This window comes from Burkholderia sp. B21-005, assembly GCF_020843965.1.
GTDB lineage: Bacteria > Pseudomonadota > Gammaproteobacteria > Burkholderiales > Burkholderiaceae > Burkholderia > Burkholderia ambifaria.
Genome location: NZ_CP086302.1, coordinates 1,774,322 through 1,792,204 on the forward strand (window position 1 = coordinate 1,774,322; position 17,883 = coordinate 1,792,204).

A 17,883-nucleotide genomic window follows, 5' to 3' on the forward strand; every position below is an offset into this window, starting at 1 on the left:
GCAGGCCGCCCGTCCGATGAACCGCAAGTGCCGCGCCCGCCGCGAAGCGGGCGCCGGCGTTCAGCGCGCCGCCACCGGCTTGCCGAACGCGCCGAGGATCTTCTTCTCGAGCGCGATGTAGTCGTGGCCGAAGTGGTGGTCGCCCCCCGTCTTGATCACGTCGGCGCCGGTATTCGCGAGCGCCGGGCACATCGTGTCCTGCTCTTCCGCGCCGTAGAAACACTGCACGAGCGACGGCGGCACCTTCGCGATTTCCGGCGCGACCTTCATCGCCTTGTCGCTCGCCGGCATCCCGAGCCAGCCCGTCACGCGGATCTGGAAATCCGCCGACGGCGCGAAACCGAGCAGCGACATCACCGCGACCTTGTCGCGCAGGTCGGCCGGCAGCCGGTTGTACGCGAACGGCATCACGTCCGCGCCGAACGAGTAGCCGACCAGCGCCACGCGGTTCGCATGCCAGCGCGCCATGTACGTGCGCATCACGCGCGCCAGGTCGCGGCTCACCTGTGCGGGCGGCTTCTCGCTCCAGAAGTAGCGCAGGCTGTCGATGCCGACCACCGACACGCCGTCACGCTGCAGCGCCTCGGCGATCGTCTTGTCGAGATCGCGCCAGCCGCCGTCGCCCGAGATCACGATCGCGAGGCGGTCGCTGCCGCCCTTGGCGGGCAGCTCGACGAGCGGCAGGTCCGACACGTCGAGCTCGTCGTTGCTGCTGGTGTCGTGCAGGTGCGACGTGACGAGCGACACGAGCTTCGCGGTGTCGCCGGCCGCGGCCGTTTCGACGAAGCCCGGCATCGCGCGCCGCACGATCGTCGGATCGGGCGGGCACGGCTTGAAGCGCGCATCGAGCTTCGCCGCCGGCTCGACCGACACGACGCCGGCGATCGTGTTCTCCGGCGCCATCGCCAGGATCTGCTTCGCGATCGCGCCGCCCTGGCCCACGCCCGCGACGATCGGCGTGTAGTAACGCGCCGATTGCGCGAGGCGTTCGAGCTGGTGGCTGACCGCCTCCGCGTCGCCGTCGAGGTGGTGACAGGTTTCCTGCTTCGCGGCAAGGTTCGCCGCATAGCGCGCCGAATCCACGCCGACCGTCATCGCGCCCGCTTTCGCGAGCGCGTCGGCCGCCTGCTGGTCGGCGGCGCCCCAGCCGCGCTCACGCGAGAACAGCACGACGAAGCCGCGCAGCGGACCGCTCGGCTTCGTCACGGTCACGGGGCCGTAGCGGCCGCCCGACACGGTCTCCGGTTTCGCCGCGGCCGGCTGCGCCGCGAGCGCGGCGCCGGCCAGCATCATTCCCGCGCAGGCGACTGCCGCCTGCGCGATACCCTTCTTCAACGTCATGAGCGCCGACCTCCAGCCAGCAGGGACAGATCCGCGAGCGTGACGAACACGCCGACCGAGCCCGAGGCCGCGAGATAGCGCGGCTCCCAGTGCGGCTCGAACTTGCTCTTGAATGCACGCAGGCCACGGAAGTTGTAGAAGCGGCCGCCGAAGCGCCAGACCATCAGCCCGAACCGGTGCCACGGCGACGGCATCTTCGCCGCCCCCATCCCCGAGAACGGCGCGATACCCAGGCTCAGCTTGCGGAACCCCGCTTCCTTCAGATGCAGCGCGAGCTGCGTAAACAGATACTCCATCGCATACGGCGACGCTTCCGGCAAATGACGCATCACGCCGACCGTCGCCTCGGTGTTGAGGTCGGTCGTCATGAACGTGACGAACGCGATCGGCTTGTCGGCCTGGCGCACCAGCATCACGGACTGCGTCGCGAGATAGCCGTCGTGGAACGCGGCCACCGAGAAGCTCTTTTCGCGCGCATCGCGGCTGTCGAGCCAGCCGTCCGAGATGTCGCGCAGCGACGGCAGCGCGGCCGGCACGTCGCACGGCGCGATCACCTCGACCGTCAGCGCGTCCTTGTCGCCGCGGCGCAGCGCGTAGCGCAAGTGCGAACGGTTCGAGCCCTTCAGGTCGAACCGGTCGAGTGCAATGTGCGCTTCCTCGCCGAGCTTCATCAGCGTGAGCCCCGCGTCGAGGTACAGCGGCAGCGCGTTCGCGCGCACCTGGTAGAACGCCGCGCGACCGCTGTGCGCGTGCGCCAGCGCAATGAACTTGCTGATCAGCGCCGGCCATTCCTCGCGCGGGCCGACCGGATCGTGCAGCGCGGCCCACGTACGGCCGTTTTTCGCGTACATCAGGAACGCGCGGCGCGATTCGGAGAACAGGAACGACTTGTCGCCCATCAGCGCGAGGCCCGCATCGCTGCATTCCTGCGCGCGGATGATCTGCTCGGCGTCGAGCAGGTCCTGCTCGACCGGCTTCACGAAACGGCCCGGCGCGGGGCGCAGCAGCTGCCACAGCGCGAACAGCGCGACGAACACGCCGGACGCGAGCGTGGCGCGCAGCGCGCGCGGCGCGCGTGCGTCGAACGAGAAATGCGACCACAGATCGCGGGTGTACGGCACATCGCGGAACGCGAAGCACAGCACCCACACCGCGAGGATCAGCACCATCGTCACCGACACGAACCAGCTCACCGTGAAGCGCTCGGCGAGCAGCGACGAATGCCGGCTGAAGCGGCGGCGGCTGACGAGCAGCAGCACCAGCAGCGTGCCGAGCACGCCTGCCTCGACGAATGCGAGGCCCTTCGCCAGCGACAGCGCGAGGCTCGCGAGCGTCAACGCGAAGGTCATCCACCACGCGCCGTCCAGCCGGCGCAGCAGCCCGCGCGCGACGAACAGCAGCGCGACGCCCAGCACGCTGCAGATCACCTGCGAGCCTTCGAGCACCCACAGCGGCACGATGTTGCGCAGGATCGCGATCCGGTGCCAGAACGCGGGCGTCGCGCTCGAGATCACCAGCATCCCGCCGACCGCGAAAGTCACGAGGCTCAGGAACAGCGGCGCCAGTTGCGACACGCGCGCGGCCTGCCGCGACACGAGCCGGCGCCGCAGCGCGCGGCCCTCGAAGCCGGCCAGCAGGCCGGCCGACAGCACGAGCGGCACGCCGAAGTAGATCGCGCGATAGGCGATCAGCGCGGCGACCATCGCGTGCGCGGGCACTTCGCGGCCCAGCGTGAACACCATCGCGGCTTCGAACACGCCGATCCCGCCCGGCGTATGACCGATCATCCCGAGCAGCAGCGCGGCCGCGTACACGGTGATGAAGGTCGGGAAGCCGACCGGCGCGACCGGCAGCAACACCCACAGCGTCAGGCCGGCGGCCACGACGTCGAGCACCGCGTAGACGACCTGCGCGACGAGGTCGCGCCGTGCCGGCACGTCGAACGCGAGCCATCTGAAGCGCGTGACGACCGGACGCGCGGTGTTGCCGCACAGCGCGACCACGACGGCCAGCACCACGAGCAGCGCGGCGCCGCTCCACGTGAGCACGCCCGGCGCGACATGCAGCATCGCGGCGAGCGTCTGCGGCACGCAGACCATGCCGACCGCCGTCATCAGCACCAGCGCGAGCGCGAGCGTGCCGCTGGTGAATACCGTCATCCGGCCGATCTGCGCGGGCGTGACGCCCGACACGCCGTACACGCGCGCGCGCACCGCGCCGCCCGTGAGCGCGCCGAAGCCGGTCGCGTTGCCGAGCGCGGAGCCGGCGATCGCGCCGATCCACAGCGCGGCGCGCGGCACCTTCGCGGCGACGTAGCGCAGGCCGACCGCATCGCGGGCGACGAGCGCGAGATAGCTGAGCGCCGTCGCGGCGAGCGACGCGCCCCATTCGCCGACGGACATGTGGCGCAGCTGGCGGATCACCGACCGGTAGTCGACGGATTCGGACAGGTGCTGGAAAACCACGATCAGCAGCAGGCCGATGCCGAGCGCGAGCAGCGGCGACAGCACGCGCTCGTTGCGGATCAGCGTCGACACACGGGCGATCGCCGCCGCGGCGCGGCCGGGCGGACCAGGGTGGCGGGAAGACATAGATTGTTCAGTGGCGGTGCATAGCTTGTCGCGGCGCGGGACGGCCGGGCGGCGACAAATCTGGTTGTTCTGCGTGGGCGGCCGGCCTAGGTCGGAGGCAGGGGCGCCTGGATCAGAAATTACAAGTATACGGAATTTATATTACAGAATCTTTCGTTGTCGCACCGGGCGGTTTGGACGCGGCGGGCGCATCAATGGCGCATCAAATTCATGCGCAAGGTGCGCATCATACCGGGAACCGCCGGGGATTTTTCATCGGATGAAGGTCGAATCACGCATTCCGGAAGAATTCTCCCGGCCGCCCCGCACGAACGAGCAAAAACCGAGAGCCCACGCGGGTTTACGGGAATGGGGACGGATGGTCGCGCGCCGTCACTTCGCCCGCTCGTGCTCCGCCAGCCCGATCGCCTTGTAGTCGTAGGTCGGATAGAACTCCGTCCGGTATGCGCCCCACGCCGTGTCCTCGAGCACGCGATTGACCTCCCGCACGCGCGACGCCGGCAACCACAGCACGACGATCTGCCCGATTCCCATCGTCACGGTCCAGCTCACCACCTCGACACCCGGCGGCGGAAACGCCTTGTAGAACCCCTGCTTCGCGAGTTGCGCGTTCAGCTCGGCGAGCGGGCGCGACTGGTCGTGCTTGAGAAAGACCGTCAGCAGCACCGCATTGTCGGGCGTCGCGGCAGCCGTGCTCGTCGGCACGGTCGACGTCGATGTCTGGCCGACAGCCGGCGCGCAGCCGAGTGCGGCAGCGACCAGCGATGCGGTAATCACGAGGGTTCGAAGCGGGAAATTCCGGCGTGCCGTCATGACGCGACTCCAGGGCTGCGTGAGTGAAGCCGCCATCATGCGCCGTCCGGCGCATCGTTGCCGGGCAGGCCCTGACCGATTCCGGCCCGCTCGCGCAGCACGTCGATGAACGCACGCAGCTTCGCCGGCACGTGCTTGCGATTCACGTAATAGAGCCACATCGGCGGCAGCGTCCGGCACGCGCCCGGCAGCACCTCGACGAGCGTGCCGTCGCGCAGGTCCGCCTCGACGCGCTCGCGCATGAACGCGAACGCGATGCCGACGCCTTCCCGCGCGGCATCGATCACCGCATCCGCATCGTTCGTCACGTACACGCCTTCGGGATCGAGATCGACGTCGCGGCGCCCGTCATGCAGCAGCCACTTGTGCAGGCGCCCGCTCGCCGAGAAGCGGAACCGGATGCACGCATGCCGCTCCAGCTCCGCGATCGACGCGGGCATGCCGTGCCGCGCCAGATAACCGGGCGATGCGACCAGCGCGCACGTCAGCGCGGGCGCGATCCGCACGCCGATCATGCCCGGCTGCAGCCGGTCGGCAAGACGAATCCCCGCGTCGAAGCCGTCCTTCGCGATATCGACCAGCTCGTTCTCGTAGCGGATCTCGAGCCGGACCTTCGGGTAGCGCGCGCGGAACGCCGCAAGAATCGGTGTGATCACGAGCGAGCGTGCCAGCGGCAGCGCCGTGACGCGCAACAGCCCGCCCGGCTCGCTGCGCACCTCCTTCAGCGCGTCGCGCGCCTCCATGACCTGCCGGTAAGCGGGCTCCGTCTGCTGCAGGTAATGCTGACCGGCTTCCGTCAGGCTCACGCCGCGCGTGCTGCGGTTGAACAGCTTCACGTTCAGCTCGCCCTCGAGCTGCCCGATCGCGAGGCTGACGGCGGCCGGCGTCAGCCCCAGCACGGCGGCCGCGCGCGTGAAGTTGCCGGCCGTCGCGACGCTCATGAACACGTGCAGCCCGGCCATCGGATCGCGTCTGCTCATCATTAAAAAAACTTGAAACTCCTTCGAGCGGAATGCCGATTCTCCCATATACCGGAACTGCCTACACTGCCCCTGTCGTTCCCCCAACGGAGCATCGAATGAATCCGCACCGCCCCGCACTGCCGCTGGCAGCCGTCCGGCTCACGCTCGAAGCCGCGCTCGCGCAGGCCGCGTCGCTGCAGGTCGCCGGCGTCTCCATCGCGATCGTCGACGCCGGCGCGAACCTGCTCGCGTTCATCCGCACCGACGACTGCTTTCTCGGCGCGATCGACCTGGCGCAACGCAAGGCGCTGACGGCGATCCGCTTTCGCGCGTCGACCGGCGCGCTCGGTGAAATGTCCGGCGACGGCCCGCTGCGCGGGATCGAGCACAGCCACGGCGGGCTCGTCACGTTCGGCGGCGGTGAACCGCTCGTCGACGGCAACGGGCACTGCGTCGGCGCGATCGGCATATCGGGCGGCAGCGTCGAGCAGGACGACGCGATCGCCCGGCACTGCCGCGATCACTTTCAAGCAACCTTTCCCACCTCGAGGTAAGCACATGGCACAGAAACGCATCCTCATCACCGGCGCGGGCACCGGCTTCGGCCGCGAAGTCGCGCTGCGGCTCGCGCAACACGGTCACGCGGTCACGGCCGGTGTCCGCACGACCGCCGAGATCGACGCGCTGACGGACGTCGCCGCGCAGCGCGGCACCGCGTTGCACGCGGTCAAGCTCGACGTCACGTCGGCCTACGATCGCGCCCACGCTGCCGATCTCGACTTCGACGTGCTCGTGAACAACGCGGGCGTCGGCGAAGCCGGCGCGCTGGTCGACCTGCCGCTCGAGATCGTGCGCGAGCTGTTCGACGTCAATGTGTTCGGGCCGCTCGAACTCACGCAGCGGATCGCTCGCGGGATGGTCGCGCGCGGGCACGGCAAGATCGTGTTCGTGTCGTCGATCGCAGGGCTGATCACCGGGCCGTTCACGGGCGCCTATTGCGCGTCGAAGCACGCGGTCGAATCGGTCGCCGAGGCGATGCACGCGGAGCTGGCCCCGCACGGCATCCGCGTCGCGGTCGTGAACCCGGGCCCGTACAGCACGGGCTTCAACGACCGGATGATGGAAACGCCGCGGCGCTGGCACGATCCGGCCGTCCACACCGTGACGCCCGAGCGGCTCACCTTCCCGCTCGAGCAGCACGATCCGGAGGAAATGATCGCGCGGATGGTCGACGTGATCGAACGCGACGGCGGCGCGTTCCGCAACCTGCTGCCGAAGTCGTCGGAAGCGTTCGTGCGCGCCGAGCAGGCGCACGCATGGGACCGGCAGCAATAACGGCCGGCACAACGGCAGGCGCCGGACGGCAGCCCGCCGCTCATACGGCTAGACAACGGCGGGCACCCTACGGCAGCCCGCCGCCGATACGGTCAGTACACGTCCCGCATGTAGCGGCGCGCCTTCGCGAGCCGCGCGACGTAATCGTTCGCGGCTTCGTCCGACATCCCGCCGTGCTCGGCGACGACCGCCTTCAGCGCGGTATCGACGTCCTTGGCCATCCGCGCCGCGTCGCCGCACACGTAGAAGTGCGCGCCCTCCTCCAGCCACTTGTACAGTTCGGCGCCCTGCTCGCGCATCCGGTCCTGCACGTAGATCTTGTCGGCCTGGTCGCGCGAGAACGCGAGATCGAGCCGCGTCAGGAAGCCGCTGTCGCGCATCGCGCCCAGCTCGTCGCCGTAGTAGAAGTCGGTCTGCGCATGCTGCTCGCCGAAGAAGAGCCAGTTGCGTCCGCGCGCGCCGCGCGCCTGCCGCTCGTGCAGGAAGCAGCGGAACGGCGCGACGCCCGTGCCGGGGCCGACCATCACGACCGGCACGTCGCCGTTCACCGGCGGCCGGAAATGCGCGGACTTCTGCACGAACACCGGCACGCGCCCGTCGTCCGCGCGATCGGCGAGGAACGTCGACGCGACGCCTTTGCGCGCGCGCCGGCCGTTGTGATAGCGCACGGCCGACACCGTCAGGTGGATCTCGCCCGGGTGCGCGCTCGGGCTCGACGCGATCGAATACAGGCGCGGCTGCAGCCGCTTCAGCATCGCGACCAGCTCCGCGCCCGACAGCTCGACCGGAAACTCGTGCAGCACGTCCGCAAGCTGTTGCCCCCACAACCATTGCTTCAGGTCGGCCTTGCGATCGTCGCCGAGCAGCGCCTTCAGCGCGCCGTTCGCGCTGCGCGACGCGATGAACGCGAGCGTGTCGGGGTGCGGGCGCGTGATGTCGACGTGGCGCGCCAGCGCCTCGCCCAGGCGCATGTCGCCGACGCCTTCGATCGACACCGGCGCGTCGGACTTCAGCGCGGTGACCGACAGCAACTCGTCGACCAGCTCCGGGCAGTTGGTCGGCCACACGCCGAGCGCGTCGCCGGCTTCGTATTCGAGGTTCGCGCCTTCGGTCGACAGCGACACGTAGCGCGTGTCCTTCGCGGCGCCCGGCCGGTTGAGCCGCAGGTTCGCGACGAGCTTCGACGGCGCCGGACGCGCCTTGGTCGGCAGCAGCCCCGACGCGCTCAATCCGGCGGACGGCACCGCGTGCAGCGCCGCATCCGCGTCCTTGATGTGGGCGACCACGCGTTCGAGCCACTGGTCCGCCTCGCGCTGGAACTCGACGTCGCAATCGACGCGTGTGCACAAGCGCGCAGCACCCAGCTCCGCGAGCCGTGCATCGAGCCGGCGGCCGTGGCCACAGAACTGGTCGTAGTTGCGATCGCCGAACGCGAGCACCGCGAAGTGCACGCCGTCGAGGCGCGCGGCGCCGCTAGCCTGCAGCGCATCCCAGAACTCGCTGCCGTTGTCGGGCGCATCGCCGTCGCCGAACGTGCTCGTCATCAGCAGCACGTATTGCGCGCCGGCCAGTGACGCGACCGGATAGTCGGACATGCATGCGGTGCGGATCTCGAAGCCCGCGTTCATCAGCTGCGTCGCGTAATCCTCGGTCAGCGATTCGATGTTGCCCGTCTGCGACGCCCACAGCAGCACGACCTTAGGACGCGTGCGCACGATCCGCACGCCGCCGGGCGCGGCGGCCTCGGCCGGCAGCGCGGGCGCAGCGCCCTCCGCCGGGTGGGCGGGCAGCGCGCGGCTGAACAGCCCCGCGAGCATCCCGTCGAGCCAGAACCGCACCGGCGGCGCGAGCGGCGCGCCGGCCGGCAGCACCGGCACGCCGCCTTCGCGCCGGCCGGCGCTCGCCTTCAGCCCGCTGACGAGGCCGGCCACGTACAGGCGCTCCGCCTCGGTGAGCGGCGGCGGCGCGAGATCGGCCACGCCGAGCGCCGCCGCGAAAGTGTCGAGGTCTGCCATGTCGGATTCCTGTGAAGCCGTGTTCTGCACCGTCGCCGGCGCGGGCCGCGCATCGGCATCGGCCGCGGTGGCATCGGGCCGCGCCGTGTCGTCGTCGGCGGACGCGAACGCGTCCGTGTCGACGCGCGTCAGCGCGACCGCGCAATATTTCAGTTCGGGTTGCTGCGATTCCGGATCGATCGCGTCGTTCGTCACCGCGTTGATGCACAGGTCGTCGCCGTACACGTCGTTCCAGTGCATCGGCGCGAAGCAGCTGCCGCGCTGCACGCGCTCGGTCACGACGGCCGGCAGCACCGCGCGGCCGCGCGCCGAACGGATCTCGACGCTGTCCTTCGTCGCGATGCCGAGCGCGCCCGCGTCGTCCGGATGCAGTTCGACGAACGGGCGCGGATTGAGCTTGTTCAGCATCGGGACCTTGCCCGTCTTCGTCATCGTGTGCCATTGATGCTGCAGCCGCCCGGTGTTCAGCACGATCGGGAACGTGTCGTCCGGCAGTTCGGCCGGCGCGACGTGCGGCCGCGCGAAGAAGCGCGCCTTGCCCGACGGCGTCGGGAACGCGATGCGCGGCGCATCGTGCCCGCCCTCGGCCGCGCGCGGCGTCTGGCTCACGCCATCGTTCAGGTAGCGGATCGGGTGCCGCTCGCGCGCGGTGCCCGGCGCGACCGGCCATTGCACCGGGCCCTCGCGCAGCGCCGCATGGCTCGCGCCGCGCAGGTCGTAGCCGGTCGCCGGATTCGAAAAGCGCACGATCTCGTCGAACACGTCGGCCGCCGACGCATAGTCGAATGCATCGCCGAAGCCCATCGCGCGCGCGACCTCCGCGACGATGCGCCAGTCGGGCAGCGCGTCGCCGGGGGGCGCGATCGCGGCGCGCATCAGCGTCATGTTGCGCTCGGAGTTGACCATCACGCCGTCGCCCTCGGCCCACAGCGCGCCGGGCAGCAGGATGTCCGCATATCGGTTGGTCTCGGTGTCGAGGAACGCGTCCTGCGCGATCACCAGCTCCGCGGCCTGCAGCCCCGCGATCACGTTCTGCCGGTTCGGCACGGTCGCGACCGGATTCGTGCAGACGATCCAGCACGCCTTGATGTCGCCGGCCGCCATCCGCTCGAACAGGTCGACCGTGCCCTTGCCGGTTTCGTTGCGCAGCGTGCCGGCCGGCACGCGCCACAGGTTCTCGACGAAGCGCCGGTCGTCGTCGGACAGCACCGAGCGCTGGCCCGGCAGGCCTGCGCCCATGTAGCCCATCTCGCGCCCGCCCATCGCGTTCGGCTGGCCGGTCAGCGAGAACGGCCCGCTGCCCGGGCGGCAGATCGTGCCCGTCGCGAGATGCAGGTTGCAGATCGCGTTGGTGTTCCACACGCCGTGCGTGCTCTGGTTGAGCCCCATGGTCCAGCAGCTCATCCACGCCTGGGCGTCGCCGATCCATTGCGCGGCCGTGTGGATGTCGGCTTCGGCGAGCCCCGTGATTTCCGCGACGCGCGCCGGCGTGTAGTCGGCGAGGAACGCGGGCATCGCGTCCCAGCCTTCGGTGTATGCGTCGATGAACGCGGCATCGGTGCGGCCGTTCGCGTGCAGCAGGTGCAGCAGCCCGTTGGTCAGCGCGAGATCGGTGCCCGGCCGGATCTGCAGGAACAGGTCGGCCTTGTCGGCGGTGCCGGTGCGGCGCGGATCGACGACGATCAGCTTCGCGCCGGCCTTCACGCGATCCATCATCCGCAGGAACAGGATCGGGTGGCAGTCGGCCATGTTCGCGCCGATCACGAAGAACAGGTTCGCGCGATCGAAGTCCTGGTACGACCCGGGCGGGCCGTCCGCGCCGAGCGACTGCTTGTAGCCGGTGCTCGCGCTCGCCATGCAGAGGCGCGAGTTCGACTCGATGTTATTGGTGCCGACGAAGCCCTTCGCGAGCTTGTTCACGAGGTATTGCGCCTCGATCGACATCTGCCCCGACACATAGAACGACAGCGCATCGGGCCCGTGCGCGTCGAGCACCGCGCGCAGCCGCCGCGCGGTCTCGGCGATCGCGTCGCGGGCCGGCAGCGGCACGAGATCGTCTTCCCTCGCGCGCCGCACGAACGCGCGATCGAGTCGCCCGGAGCGGCGCAACGCGACGTGCGCGGACGAGCCCTTCGTGCACAGCCGCCCGAAGTTGGTCGGATGGTCGGCGTCGCCGGACACCTTGACGACCTCGCCATCCTCGACGTGCAGCACCATTCCGCAGCCGACGCCGCAGTACGGGCACACGCTCTTGACGGGGGTGGCGCTCATGCGTACTCCGGCGCGTTCAGGCGGCAATCCACACGAAACCGTCCTCGATCCGCGACGGATACGCGCTCACCGACTTCTCCGGCGATTCGAGGCATTCGCCGGTACGCAGGTCGAAATGCTGCTTGTACAGCGGCGACGCGACCACGACGCGCTCGCCGAGGCTGCCGATCAGCCCGCGCGACATCACGGCCGCCTGCGACACCGGGTCGACGTTGTCGATCGCGAACACGCCGCCGGCTTCAGCGTGCGCGACGTGAAACACCGCGACCTGCTCGCCGTTGACGAGCGCGCACACGCCGGTGTTCGGCACGATGTCGTCGAGCGGGCACACACGGGTCCAGGACAGGGGAAGACGATCGTTCATGATGGGCTCCTTGGAAAAGACGCGGGTGTCGGTCAGGGTCAAACAGTTGCCGATTCGGTTGCGGATTCGGTGGCCGCTTCGGCGACGACGGGAATCCGGACGGGCCTGCCGCCGACGCGCTCGTCGGGCGTCGCGGGACGAATCTGGCCGCGCGTCTCGACGAATGCGATGGTCGCGTCGGGCGCGTCGCTGTTCACGAAGTGGCGGAAGCGCTTGCGCGTTTCCGGATCGGTGACGGCCTTCTTCCATTCGCATTCGTAGGTGTCGACCACGTGCTGCATGTCGGCCTCGAGTTCGGCCGCGATGCCGAGCTTGTCGTGCACGACGACGTCGGTCAGGTAGTCGAGCCCGCCTTCGAGGTTGTCGCGCCACACGCTGGTGCGCTGCAGCCGGTCGGCGGTGCGCACGTAGAACATCAGGAAGCGGTCGATGTAGCGGATCAGCGTGGCACGGTCGAGGTCGGACGCGATCAGTTCCGCGTGGCGCGGCTTCATCCCGCCGTTGCCGCACACGTACAGGTTCCAGCCCTTCTCGGTCGCGATGATCCCGATGTCCTTGCCCTGCGCTTCCGCGCACTCGCGCGTGCAGCCCGACACGCCGAACTTGATCTTGTGCGGCGCGCGCAAGCCCTTGTAGCGGTTCTCGATGTCGATCGCGAGGCCGACCGAATCGTCGACGCCGTAGCGGCACCACGTCGAGCCGACGCACGACTTCACGGTGCGCACCGACTTGCCGTACGCATGGCCCGATTCGAAGCCGGCGGCGATCAGTTCTTCCCAGATCGACGGCAACTGCTCGACGCGCGCGCCGAACAGGTCGACGCGCTGGCCGCCCGTGATCTTCGTGTAGAGGCCGTACTTGCGCGCGACCTGGCCGACCGCGATCAGCCCTTCCGGCGTCACCTCGCCGCCCGGCATGCGCGGCACGACCGAGTACGTGCCGTCGCGCTGGATGTTCGCGAGGTAGTAGTCGTTCGAGTCCTGCAGCCCCGCATGCTCCTTCTTCAGCACGAACTCGTTGAAGCACGACGCGAGGATGCCCGCGACGGCCGGCTTGCACACGTCGCAGCCGAGCCCGCGACCGTGCTTCGCGAGCAGTTCGCCGAAGGTCGTGATGCGCTCGACGCGGATCAGGTGGAACAGCTCCTGGCGCGAATGCGCGAAGTGCTCGCACAGATGGTTGTTGACCGCGAGGCCCTGCTTCTTCATCTCGGCCTTCATGATCTGCGTGACGAGCGGCACGCAGCCGCCGCACGACGTGCCCGCGCCCGTGCACGATTTCAGTGCGCCGAGGCTCGTCGCGCCGTCGGCCACCGCCGCGCAGATCTGCGACTTCGACACGTTGTTGCACGAGCAGATCTGCGCGCCTTCCGGCAGCGCATCCACGCCGATCGCGGGCTTGGCCGCGCCGTCCGACGACGGCAGGATCAGGAATTCCGGCGACTCGGGCAGCTCGATGCGGTTCAGCATCATCTGCAGCAGCGTGCCGTATTCCGCCGCGTCGCCGACCATCACCGCGCCGTGCAGGAACTTGCCGCAATCCGACACCACCAGCTTCTTGTAGACCTGGCGACGCTCGTCCGCGTACTGGTAGGTGCGGCTGCCGGCCGTCGTGCCGTGCGCGTCGCCGATGCTCGCGACGTCGACGCCCATCAGCTTGAGCTTCGTGCTCATGTCGGCGCCGGCGAACGAGGCCGCTTCGTCGGCGTCGCCGCCGAGCTGCTTCGCGACCACGCGCGCCATGTCGTAGCCCGGCGCGACGAGGCCGTACACCATCCCGTTCCAGGCCGCGCATTCGCCGATCGCGTAGATGTCGGCGTCGCTCGTGCGGCACGCGTCGTCGATCGCGACGCCGCCGCGCGGGCCGATCTCCAGACCGCACGCGCGTGCCAGTTCGTCGCGCGCGCGGATGCCGGCCGAGAACACGATCATGTCGGCGTCGAGATGCGAGCCGTCGGCGAACGCCATCCGGTGCGTACCGGCTTCACCGTCGACGATCTCGAGCGTGTTCTTGCCCGTATGCACGGTCACACCGAGCGCCTCGATCTTCGCGCGCAGCATCCGGCCGCCGCCATCGTCGACCTGCACGGCCATCAGCCGCGGCGCGAATTCGACGACGTGCGTCTCGAGCCCCATGTCGCGCAGCGCCTTCGCGCATTCGAGGCCGAGCAGCCCGCCGCCGACCACCACGCCACGCTTCGCGTGCGCGCCGCACGCCTGCATCGCCTCGAGATCCTCGATCGTCCGGTACACGAAGCAGCCCGCGCGGTCGTGGCCCGGCATCGGCGGCACGAACGGACGCGAGCCCGTCGCGAGCACCAGCTTGTCGTACGCGAGCGTCTCGCCCGACGCGAGCGTGACCGTGTGCGCGGCGCGGTCGATCGACGCGACGCACGCGTTCAAGCGCAGGTCGAACTGCGGATGCCGTTCGAAGAAGCCGGGCTCGACGAGCGACAGGTCGTCCGCCGACTTGCCCGCGAAGAATTCCGACAGGTGCACGCGGTCGTACGCCGGGCGCGGCTCCTCGCCGAGCACCGTGACCTGCAGCGCATCCGCCGCGCCGGCTTGCGCCGCGACGCATTCGAGGAGCTTGTGGCCGACCATCCCGTGGCCGATGACGATGAGTTTCATGATGGCGTTTCCCTCGGTCGATCAGTTCGCGGCTTGGGCGGTGGCCAGCGCGCGATCGCGCAGCTCGGCCTCGCGCGCCTTGTGTTCTTCGCTGAAGCGCACGGCCATCGCGCACAATGCGGTCGCGGTGACGGCGAGCCCGAGCAGGCTCAGCGTGTGCTGCACGTCGCCGACGCCCTTCAGCAGGAACGACGCGGCCACCGCGCCGACGTTGCCGCCCGCGCCGATGATCCCCGCGACGCCGCCGAGCGCCTTGCGGTCGATGAACGGCACGAGCGCATAGGTCGCGCCGCAGGCCATGTGCGTGAAGAGGCCGAAGGTCAGCATCGCGACGAGCGCCATGCCGATGCCTTGCGCATGCGAGAACCAGATCAGCCCGAGCCCTTCGCCGATGATCAGCGCGCACAGCAGCGCCGCGCGCACGTCGAGGCTGCGGCGCGCGGCGATCTTGTCCGACAGCCAGCCGCCGAGCGCGCGGGCGAACAGCGCGAGCATCCCGAACAGGCCAACCGCGAAGCCTGCATCCTTCAGCGACAGGTGGAAGTGGTCGACGTAGTACAGCGCGGCGATGTTGTGGATGAACACCTCCACGCCGAAGCACGCGCCGTAGGTGACGAACAGCATCCACACGCGATAGTTGCCGCACGCCGTGAAGAAGCTCGCCCAGCCGCCCTTCTTGCCGCTGTCGATCGTCACGCCCTGCTTGCGCAGCGCGACGAAGTCGCCTTGCGGGCAGTCCTGCGTGAAGCGCCAGTACGCCCATGCCATCACGAGCATCGCGATGCCCGGCACGACCAGCGCGATGCGCCACGACGCGCTGTCACCGAAGCCGAGGATCAGGCCGGCCGCGACGAGCAGCGGCATCATCGCCTGCGTCGCGCCCGCACCGGCGTTGCCCCAGCCGGCCGTCGTCGCGTTCGCGGTGCCGACCACGTTCGGCGCGAACATCACCGACGTGTGGTACTGCGTGATCACGAAGCCCGCGCCGATCGCGCCGATGCCCAGGCGGCAGATCAGGAACCACAGGTAATCGTGCGTGAACGACACCGCGAACACGGGAATCGCGCCGAGCACGAGCAGCCCGGCATACACGCGGCGCGGGCCGAAGCGGTCGCACAGCGGGCCGACCAGCAGCCGCACGGCGATCGTCGCGGCCACCGCGGCGATGTTGATGTTCGCGACCTGCGCCGCGGTGAGGTGGAATTCACGCGCGATCAGCGGCATCAGCGGCGCGCACGCGAACCATGCGAAGAAGCACACGAAGAACGCCATCCACGTCATGTGGAAGGCGCGCATCGGCGCGGTGCGGAACGAGAAGAGATCGATACGGGTAGCTTTGTCGGTCATGTCATCCGCCAAACGAAAAACGGCGTCCTGCGCACCCGGTCTCGTCGAGAGATCCGATGCGTAGGACGCCGTTGCCCATGAAGAAGCCCGTTGCCGGGCGCGTTCAGTAATCGGTACTGCGGACGAATCGCCGTTGATTCGCCCGGACCAGCTAACGCAAGCGCCGTGCCATGTCGGCCCGAATCGCGCCGAGAGCCCCGCCGCACAACGCTCGCCGCCCGCCGCTCGCCTCTTTGCGGCGCGCCGTGCGCGATTCGTTGGAATGCATCGAGGCACAGATGTGGTGCGCTGCAGCACTGTCGCCGTGCGACATCGCGGTGCGCGCGGACGGGGCGTGATGCACGCCGATGCGTCATCGCGTGCACCCTGACCCTTCGGCCGCATGCGTGTGCGGCACCGACGCAGCCATCGGGCGGCGCATGCCGGCACGTGCGCGCCGCACCGTTCGCGCAGGCTGGCCCGGATATTGCTGAATTCATGGCACACACCGGCAACGGAGCCGGTGGGCGGCCCCCCGCAATGCGGGCGCGCCGTCGCAGGCAGGTACAGCAGACCCGGACAACGACGTCCCTCCCGTGCGCGGCACGGCCGGATGCCGTGGTCGCTTCGACCGCCCGCCGCCACCGCGCGCACCGATACGCTCTCGACCGCCGCACGCACGCGGTACAGGAACACGACATGACGACTGGCAAAGTCACGCTGCTGGGCGCCGGCCCCGGCGATCCCGATCTCCTCACGCTGAAGGCCGTGAAGGCGCTGGCAGCCGCCGACGTGCTGCTGCTCGACGATCTCGTCGCGCCCGGCATCGTCGAACTCGCGCCGCATGCGCGCGTGATCCGCGTCGGCAAGCGCGGCGGCTGCCGCTCCACGCCGCAGGCGTTCATCGAGCGGCTGATGCGCCGCTACGCGCTGCGCGGCGCGCACGTCGTGCGCGTCAAGGGCGGCGACGCGCTGCTGTTCGGCCGCGCCGGCGAAGAACTCGCGACGCTGCGCGCCGCCGCGATTCCGGTGGACATCATCAACGGCATCTCATCGGGATTCGCGGCCGCCGCGAGCCTCGGCATCTCGCTCACGCACCGCGAGCACTGCCAGGGCGTCACGTTCGTCACCGCGCACCGCCAGGACCACGGCGAGCCCGATTGGGCCGCGCTCGCGGCCACCGGCACCACGCTCGCGATCTACATGGGGATGAGCCGCGTCGACAGCATCGCGGCCGGCCTGCTCGCCGCCTTGCCTGCGTCGACGCCGGCCGCCGCCGTGCAATGGGCCGGCACGCCGCACGAGCGCCGCTGGACCGGCACGCTCGGCGGCCTCGCACGCGGCGTCGCGGCAGCGGGGCTCGGCAGCCCGGCCGTGATGCTCATCGGCGGCGCGATCGGCGAAGCCGCCGTGCAGTGCGTGCCGGATGCGGGCACCGCGATCGAAACGGCGTTGTCCCGTGCCGCGTAGCATGTTCGACGCCACGCGGCACCGACCGCCCACCTATCATGAAAACAGCAGTGCCGATTGCGCCGGCCGCCGGACCGCCAGGTGCTGTGGCGGCCCGATTTCCGCACGAGGCCGCCGCCCCCGATCCACGCATCGCACCACGATTTCGCCGCCGCCGTTCGCCTCATGAGTACGCCTGTTCCTCCCCTCCGCCTGCGCGTGCTGCTCGTCACCGACACCGACAAGCCGATCGGCGAACTCGGTGACGCGCTCGCGCGCCTCGGCTACGAAATGCTCAACGACGTCGCCACGCCCGCGCGGCTGCCCGCCGCCGTCGAGGAGCAGCACCCCGACGTCGTGATCATCGATACCGATTCGCCGTCGCGCGACACGCTCGAGCAACTCGCCGTGATGCACGCAACGGCGCCCCGCCCGGTGCTGATGTTCAGCCACGACGCCAATCAGGCGCTGATTCACGCGGCGGTCGGCGCGGGGGTCAGCGCGTATCTCGTCGAAGGGCTGTCGGCCGAGCGTCTCGCGCCGATCCTCGAAGTCGCGCTCGCGCGCTTCTCGCACGACGATGCGCTGCGCCGCCGGCTCGCCGACGTCGAGCGCGAACTCGACGAGCGCAAGCTGATCGACCGCGCGAAGCGCCTGCTGATGGACCAGCACAAGCTGTCCGAACACGATGCATATGCGTTCCTGCGCAAACGCGCGATGGATCAGGGGCTGCGCATCGTCGACGTCGCGCGGCAACTGCACGACGCGTCATCCCAATCATGAATG

The 17,883-nt window shown here is 69.7% G+C and carries 12 protein-coding genes; 4 read left to right on the forward strand and 8 right to left on the reverse strand.

Annotated features, from left to right (window positions below; translation table 11 throughout):
* Nucleotides 1–60: 60 nt before the first annotated feature.
* From LMA02_RS24425 to LMA02_RS24440, 4 genes are all read right to left on the reverse strand, one after another.
* Nucleotides 61–1,341, reverse strand: coding sequence for a virulence factor family protein (locus LMA02_RS24425; RefSeq protein ID WP_228907838.1), 1,281 nt, complete (start codon nucleotides 1,339–1,341; stop codon nucleotides 61–63).
* Nucleotides 1,338–3,932 (reverse strand): bifunctional lysylphosphatidylglycerol flippase/synthetase MprF, encoded by a 2,595-nt coding sequence (gene mprF / locus LMA02_RS24430; protein ID WP_228907839.1) that lies wholly within the window; start codon nucleotides 3,930–3,932, stop codon nucleotides 1,338–1,340. Before mprF ends, LMA02_RS24425 begins: the two co-directional genes overlap by 4 nt.
* 372 nt (nucleotides 3,933–4,304) lie before the next feature.
* Entirely contained in the window at nucleotides 4,305–4,745 is a 441-nt protein-coding gene (locus tag LMA02_RS24435) for a hypothetical protein (RefSeq protein ID WP_228907840.1), read from the reverse strand.
* A 35-nt stretch (nucleotides 4,746–4,780) separates the two neighbouring features.
* Nucleotides 4,781–5,725, reverse strand: coding sequence for a LysR family transcriptional regulator (locus LMA02_RS24440; RefSeq protein WP_228910000.1), 945 nt, complete (start codon nucleotides 5,723–5,725; stop codon nucleotides 4,781–4,783).
* 98 nt (nucleotides 5,726–5,823) lie between these two features.
* Here LMA02_RS24440 and LMA02_RS24445 point away from each other — a divergent pair, with 98 nt between their 5' ends.
* Both LMA02_RS24445 and LMA02_RS24450 read left to right on the forward strand, forming a co-directional pair.
* Nucleotides 5,824–6,261, forward strand: coding sequence for a GlcG/HbpS family heme-binding protein (locus LMA02_RS24445; RefSeq protein WP_228907841.1), 438 nt, complete (start codon nucleotides 5,824–5,826; stop codon nucleotides 6,259–6,261).
* Between the two features lie 4 nt (nucleotides 6,262–6,265).
* Nucleotides 6,266–7,042, forward strand: a complete 777-nt coding sequence (locus tag LMA02_RS24450; RefSeq protein WP_228907842.1) for an SDR family oxidoreductase — start codon at nucleotides 6,266–6,268, stop codon at nucleotides 7,040–7,042.
* Nucleotides 7,043–7,134: 92 nt separating this feature from the next.
* Here the strand turns inward: LMA02_RS24450 and LMA02_RS24455 are convergent, their stop codons facing one another.
* From LMA02_RS24455 to LMA02_RS24470, 4 genes are read right to left on the reverse strand one after another with little or no spacing between them, the layout of a single operon-like run.
* A complete protein-coding gene (locus LMA02_RS24455) occupies nucleotides 7,135–11,328 on the reverse strand; it encodes a bifunctional nitrate reductase/sulfite reductase flavoprotein subunit alpha (RefSeq protein WP_228907843.1) in 4,194 nt (1,397 codons plus the stop codon).
* Between the two features lie 16 nt (nucleotides 11,329–11,344).
* On the reverse strand, nucleotides 11,345–11,692 hold the full coding sequence (nirD, locus tag LMA02_RS24460) for a nitrite reductase small subunit NirD (RefSeq protein WP_228907844.1): 348 nt from the start codon (nucleotides 11,690–11,692) through the stop codon (nucleotides 11,345–11,347).
* Nucleotides 11,693–11,730: 38 nt separating this feature from the next.
* Nucleotides 11,731–14,322 (reverse strand): nitrite reductase large subunit NirB, encoded by a 2,592-nt coding sequence (nirB, locus tag LMA02_RS24465; protein WP_228907845.1) that lies wholly within the window; start codon nucleotides 14,320–14,322, stop codon nucleotides 11,731–11,733.
* A 21-nt stretch (nucleotides 14,323–14,343) separates the two neighbouring features.
* A complete protein-coding gene (locus LMA02_RS24470; protein ID WP_228907846.1) occupies nucleotides 14,344–15,669 on the reverse strand; it encodes an MFS transporter in 1,326 nt (441 codons plus the stop codon).
* Nucleotides 15,670–16,347: 678 nt separating this feature from the next.
* Between LMA02_RS24470 and cobA the strand changes: the two genes are divergently transcribed.
* Both cobA and LMA02_RS24480 read left to right on the forward strand, forming a co-directional pair.
* Entirely contained in the window at nucleotides 16,348–17,118 is a 771-nt protein-coding gene (gene cobA, locus LMA02_RS24475) for a uroporphyrinogen-III C-methyltransferase (RefSeq protein ID WP_228907847.1), read from the forward strand.
* Between the two features lie 165 nt (nucleotides 17,119–17,283).
* Nucleotides 17,284–17,880, forward strand: coding sequence for an ANTAR domain-containing response regulator (locus tag LMA02_RS24480; RefSeq protein WP_228907848.1), 597 nt, complete (start codon nucleotides 17,284–17,286; stop codon nucleotides 17,878–17,880).
* The last annotated feature ends 3 nt before the right edge of the window (nucleotides 17,881–17,883 follow it).

Bases quoted from the DNA above. Each gene is read 5' to 3' on its own strand.
- LMA02_RS24450 (WP_228907842.1), top strand. From the start codon at position 6,266: ATGGCACAGAAACGCATCCTCATCACCGGCGCGGGCACCGGCTTCGGC.
- LMA02_RS24480 (WP_228907848.1), top strand. From the start codon at position 17,284: ATGAGTACGCCTGTTCCTCCCCTCCGCCTGCGCGTGCTGCTCGTCACC.
- LMA02_RS24440 (WP_228910000.1), bottom strand. From the start codon at position 5,725: ATGAGCAGACGCGATCCGATGGCCGGGCTGCACGTGTTCATGAGCGTC.
- LMA02_RS24470 (WP_228907846.1), bottom strand. From the start codon at position 15,669: ATGACCGACAAAGCTACCCGTATCGATCTCTTCTCGTTCCGCACCGCG.
- LMA02_RS24425 (WP_228907838.1), bottom strand. From the start codon at position 1,341: ATGACGTTGAAGAAGGGTATCGCGCAGGCGGCAGTCGCCTGCGCGGGA.
- nirD (WP_228907844.1), bottom strand. From the start codon at position 11,692: ATGAACGATCGTCTTCCCCTGTCCTGGACCCGTGTGTGCCCGCTCGAC.
- mprF (WP_228907839.1), bottom strand. From the start codon at position 3,932: ATGTCTTCCCGCCACCCTGGTCCGCCCGGCCGCGCCGCGGCGGCGATC.
- cobA (WP_228907847.1), top strand. From the start codon at position 16,348: ATGACGACTGGCAAAGTCACGCTGCTGGGCGCCGGCCCCGGCGATCCC.
- LMA02_RS24435 (WP_228907840.1), bottom strand. From the start codon at position 4,745: ATGACGGCACGCCGGAATTTCCCGCTTCGAACCCTCGTGATTACCGCA.
- LMA02_RS24445 (WP_228907841.1), top strand. From the start codon at position 5,824: ATGAATCCGCACCGCCCCGCACTGCCGCTGGCAGCCGTCCGGCTCACG.
- LMA02_RS24455 (WP_228907843.1), bottom strand. From the start codon at position 11,328: ATGAGCGCCACCCCCGTCAAGAGCGTGTGCCCGTACTGCGGCGTCGGC.
- nirB (WP_228907845.1), bottom strand. From the start codon at position 14,322: ATGAAACTCATCGTCATCGGCCACGGGATGGTCGGCCACAAGCTCCTC.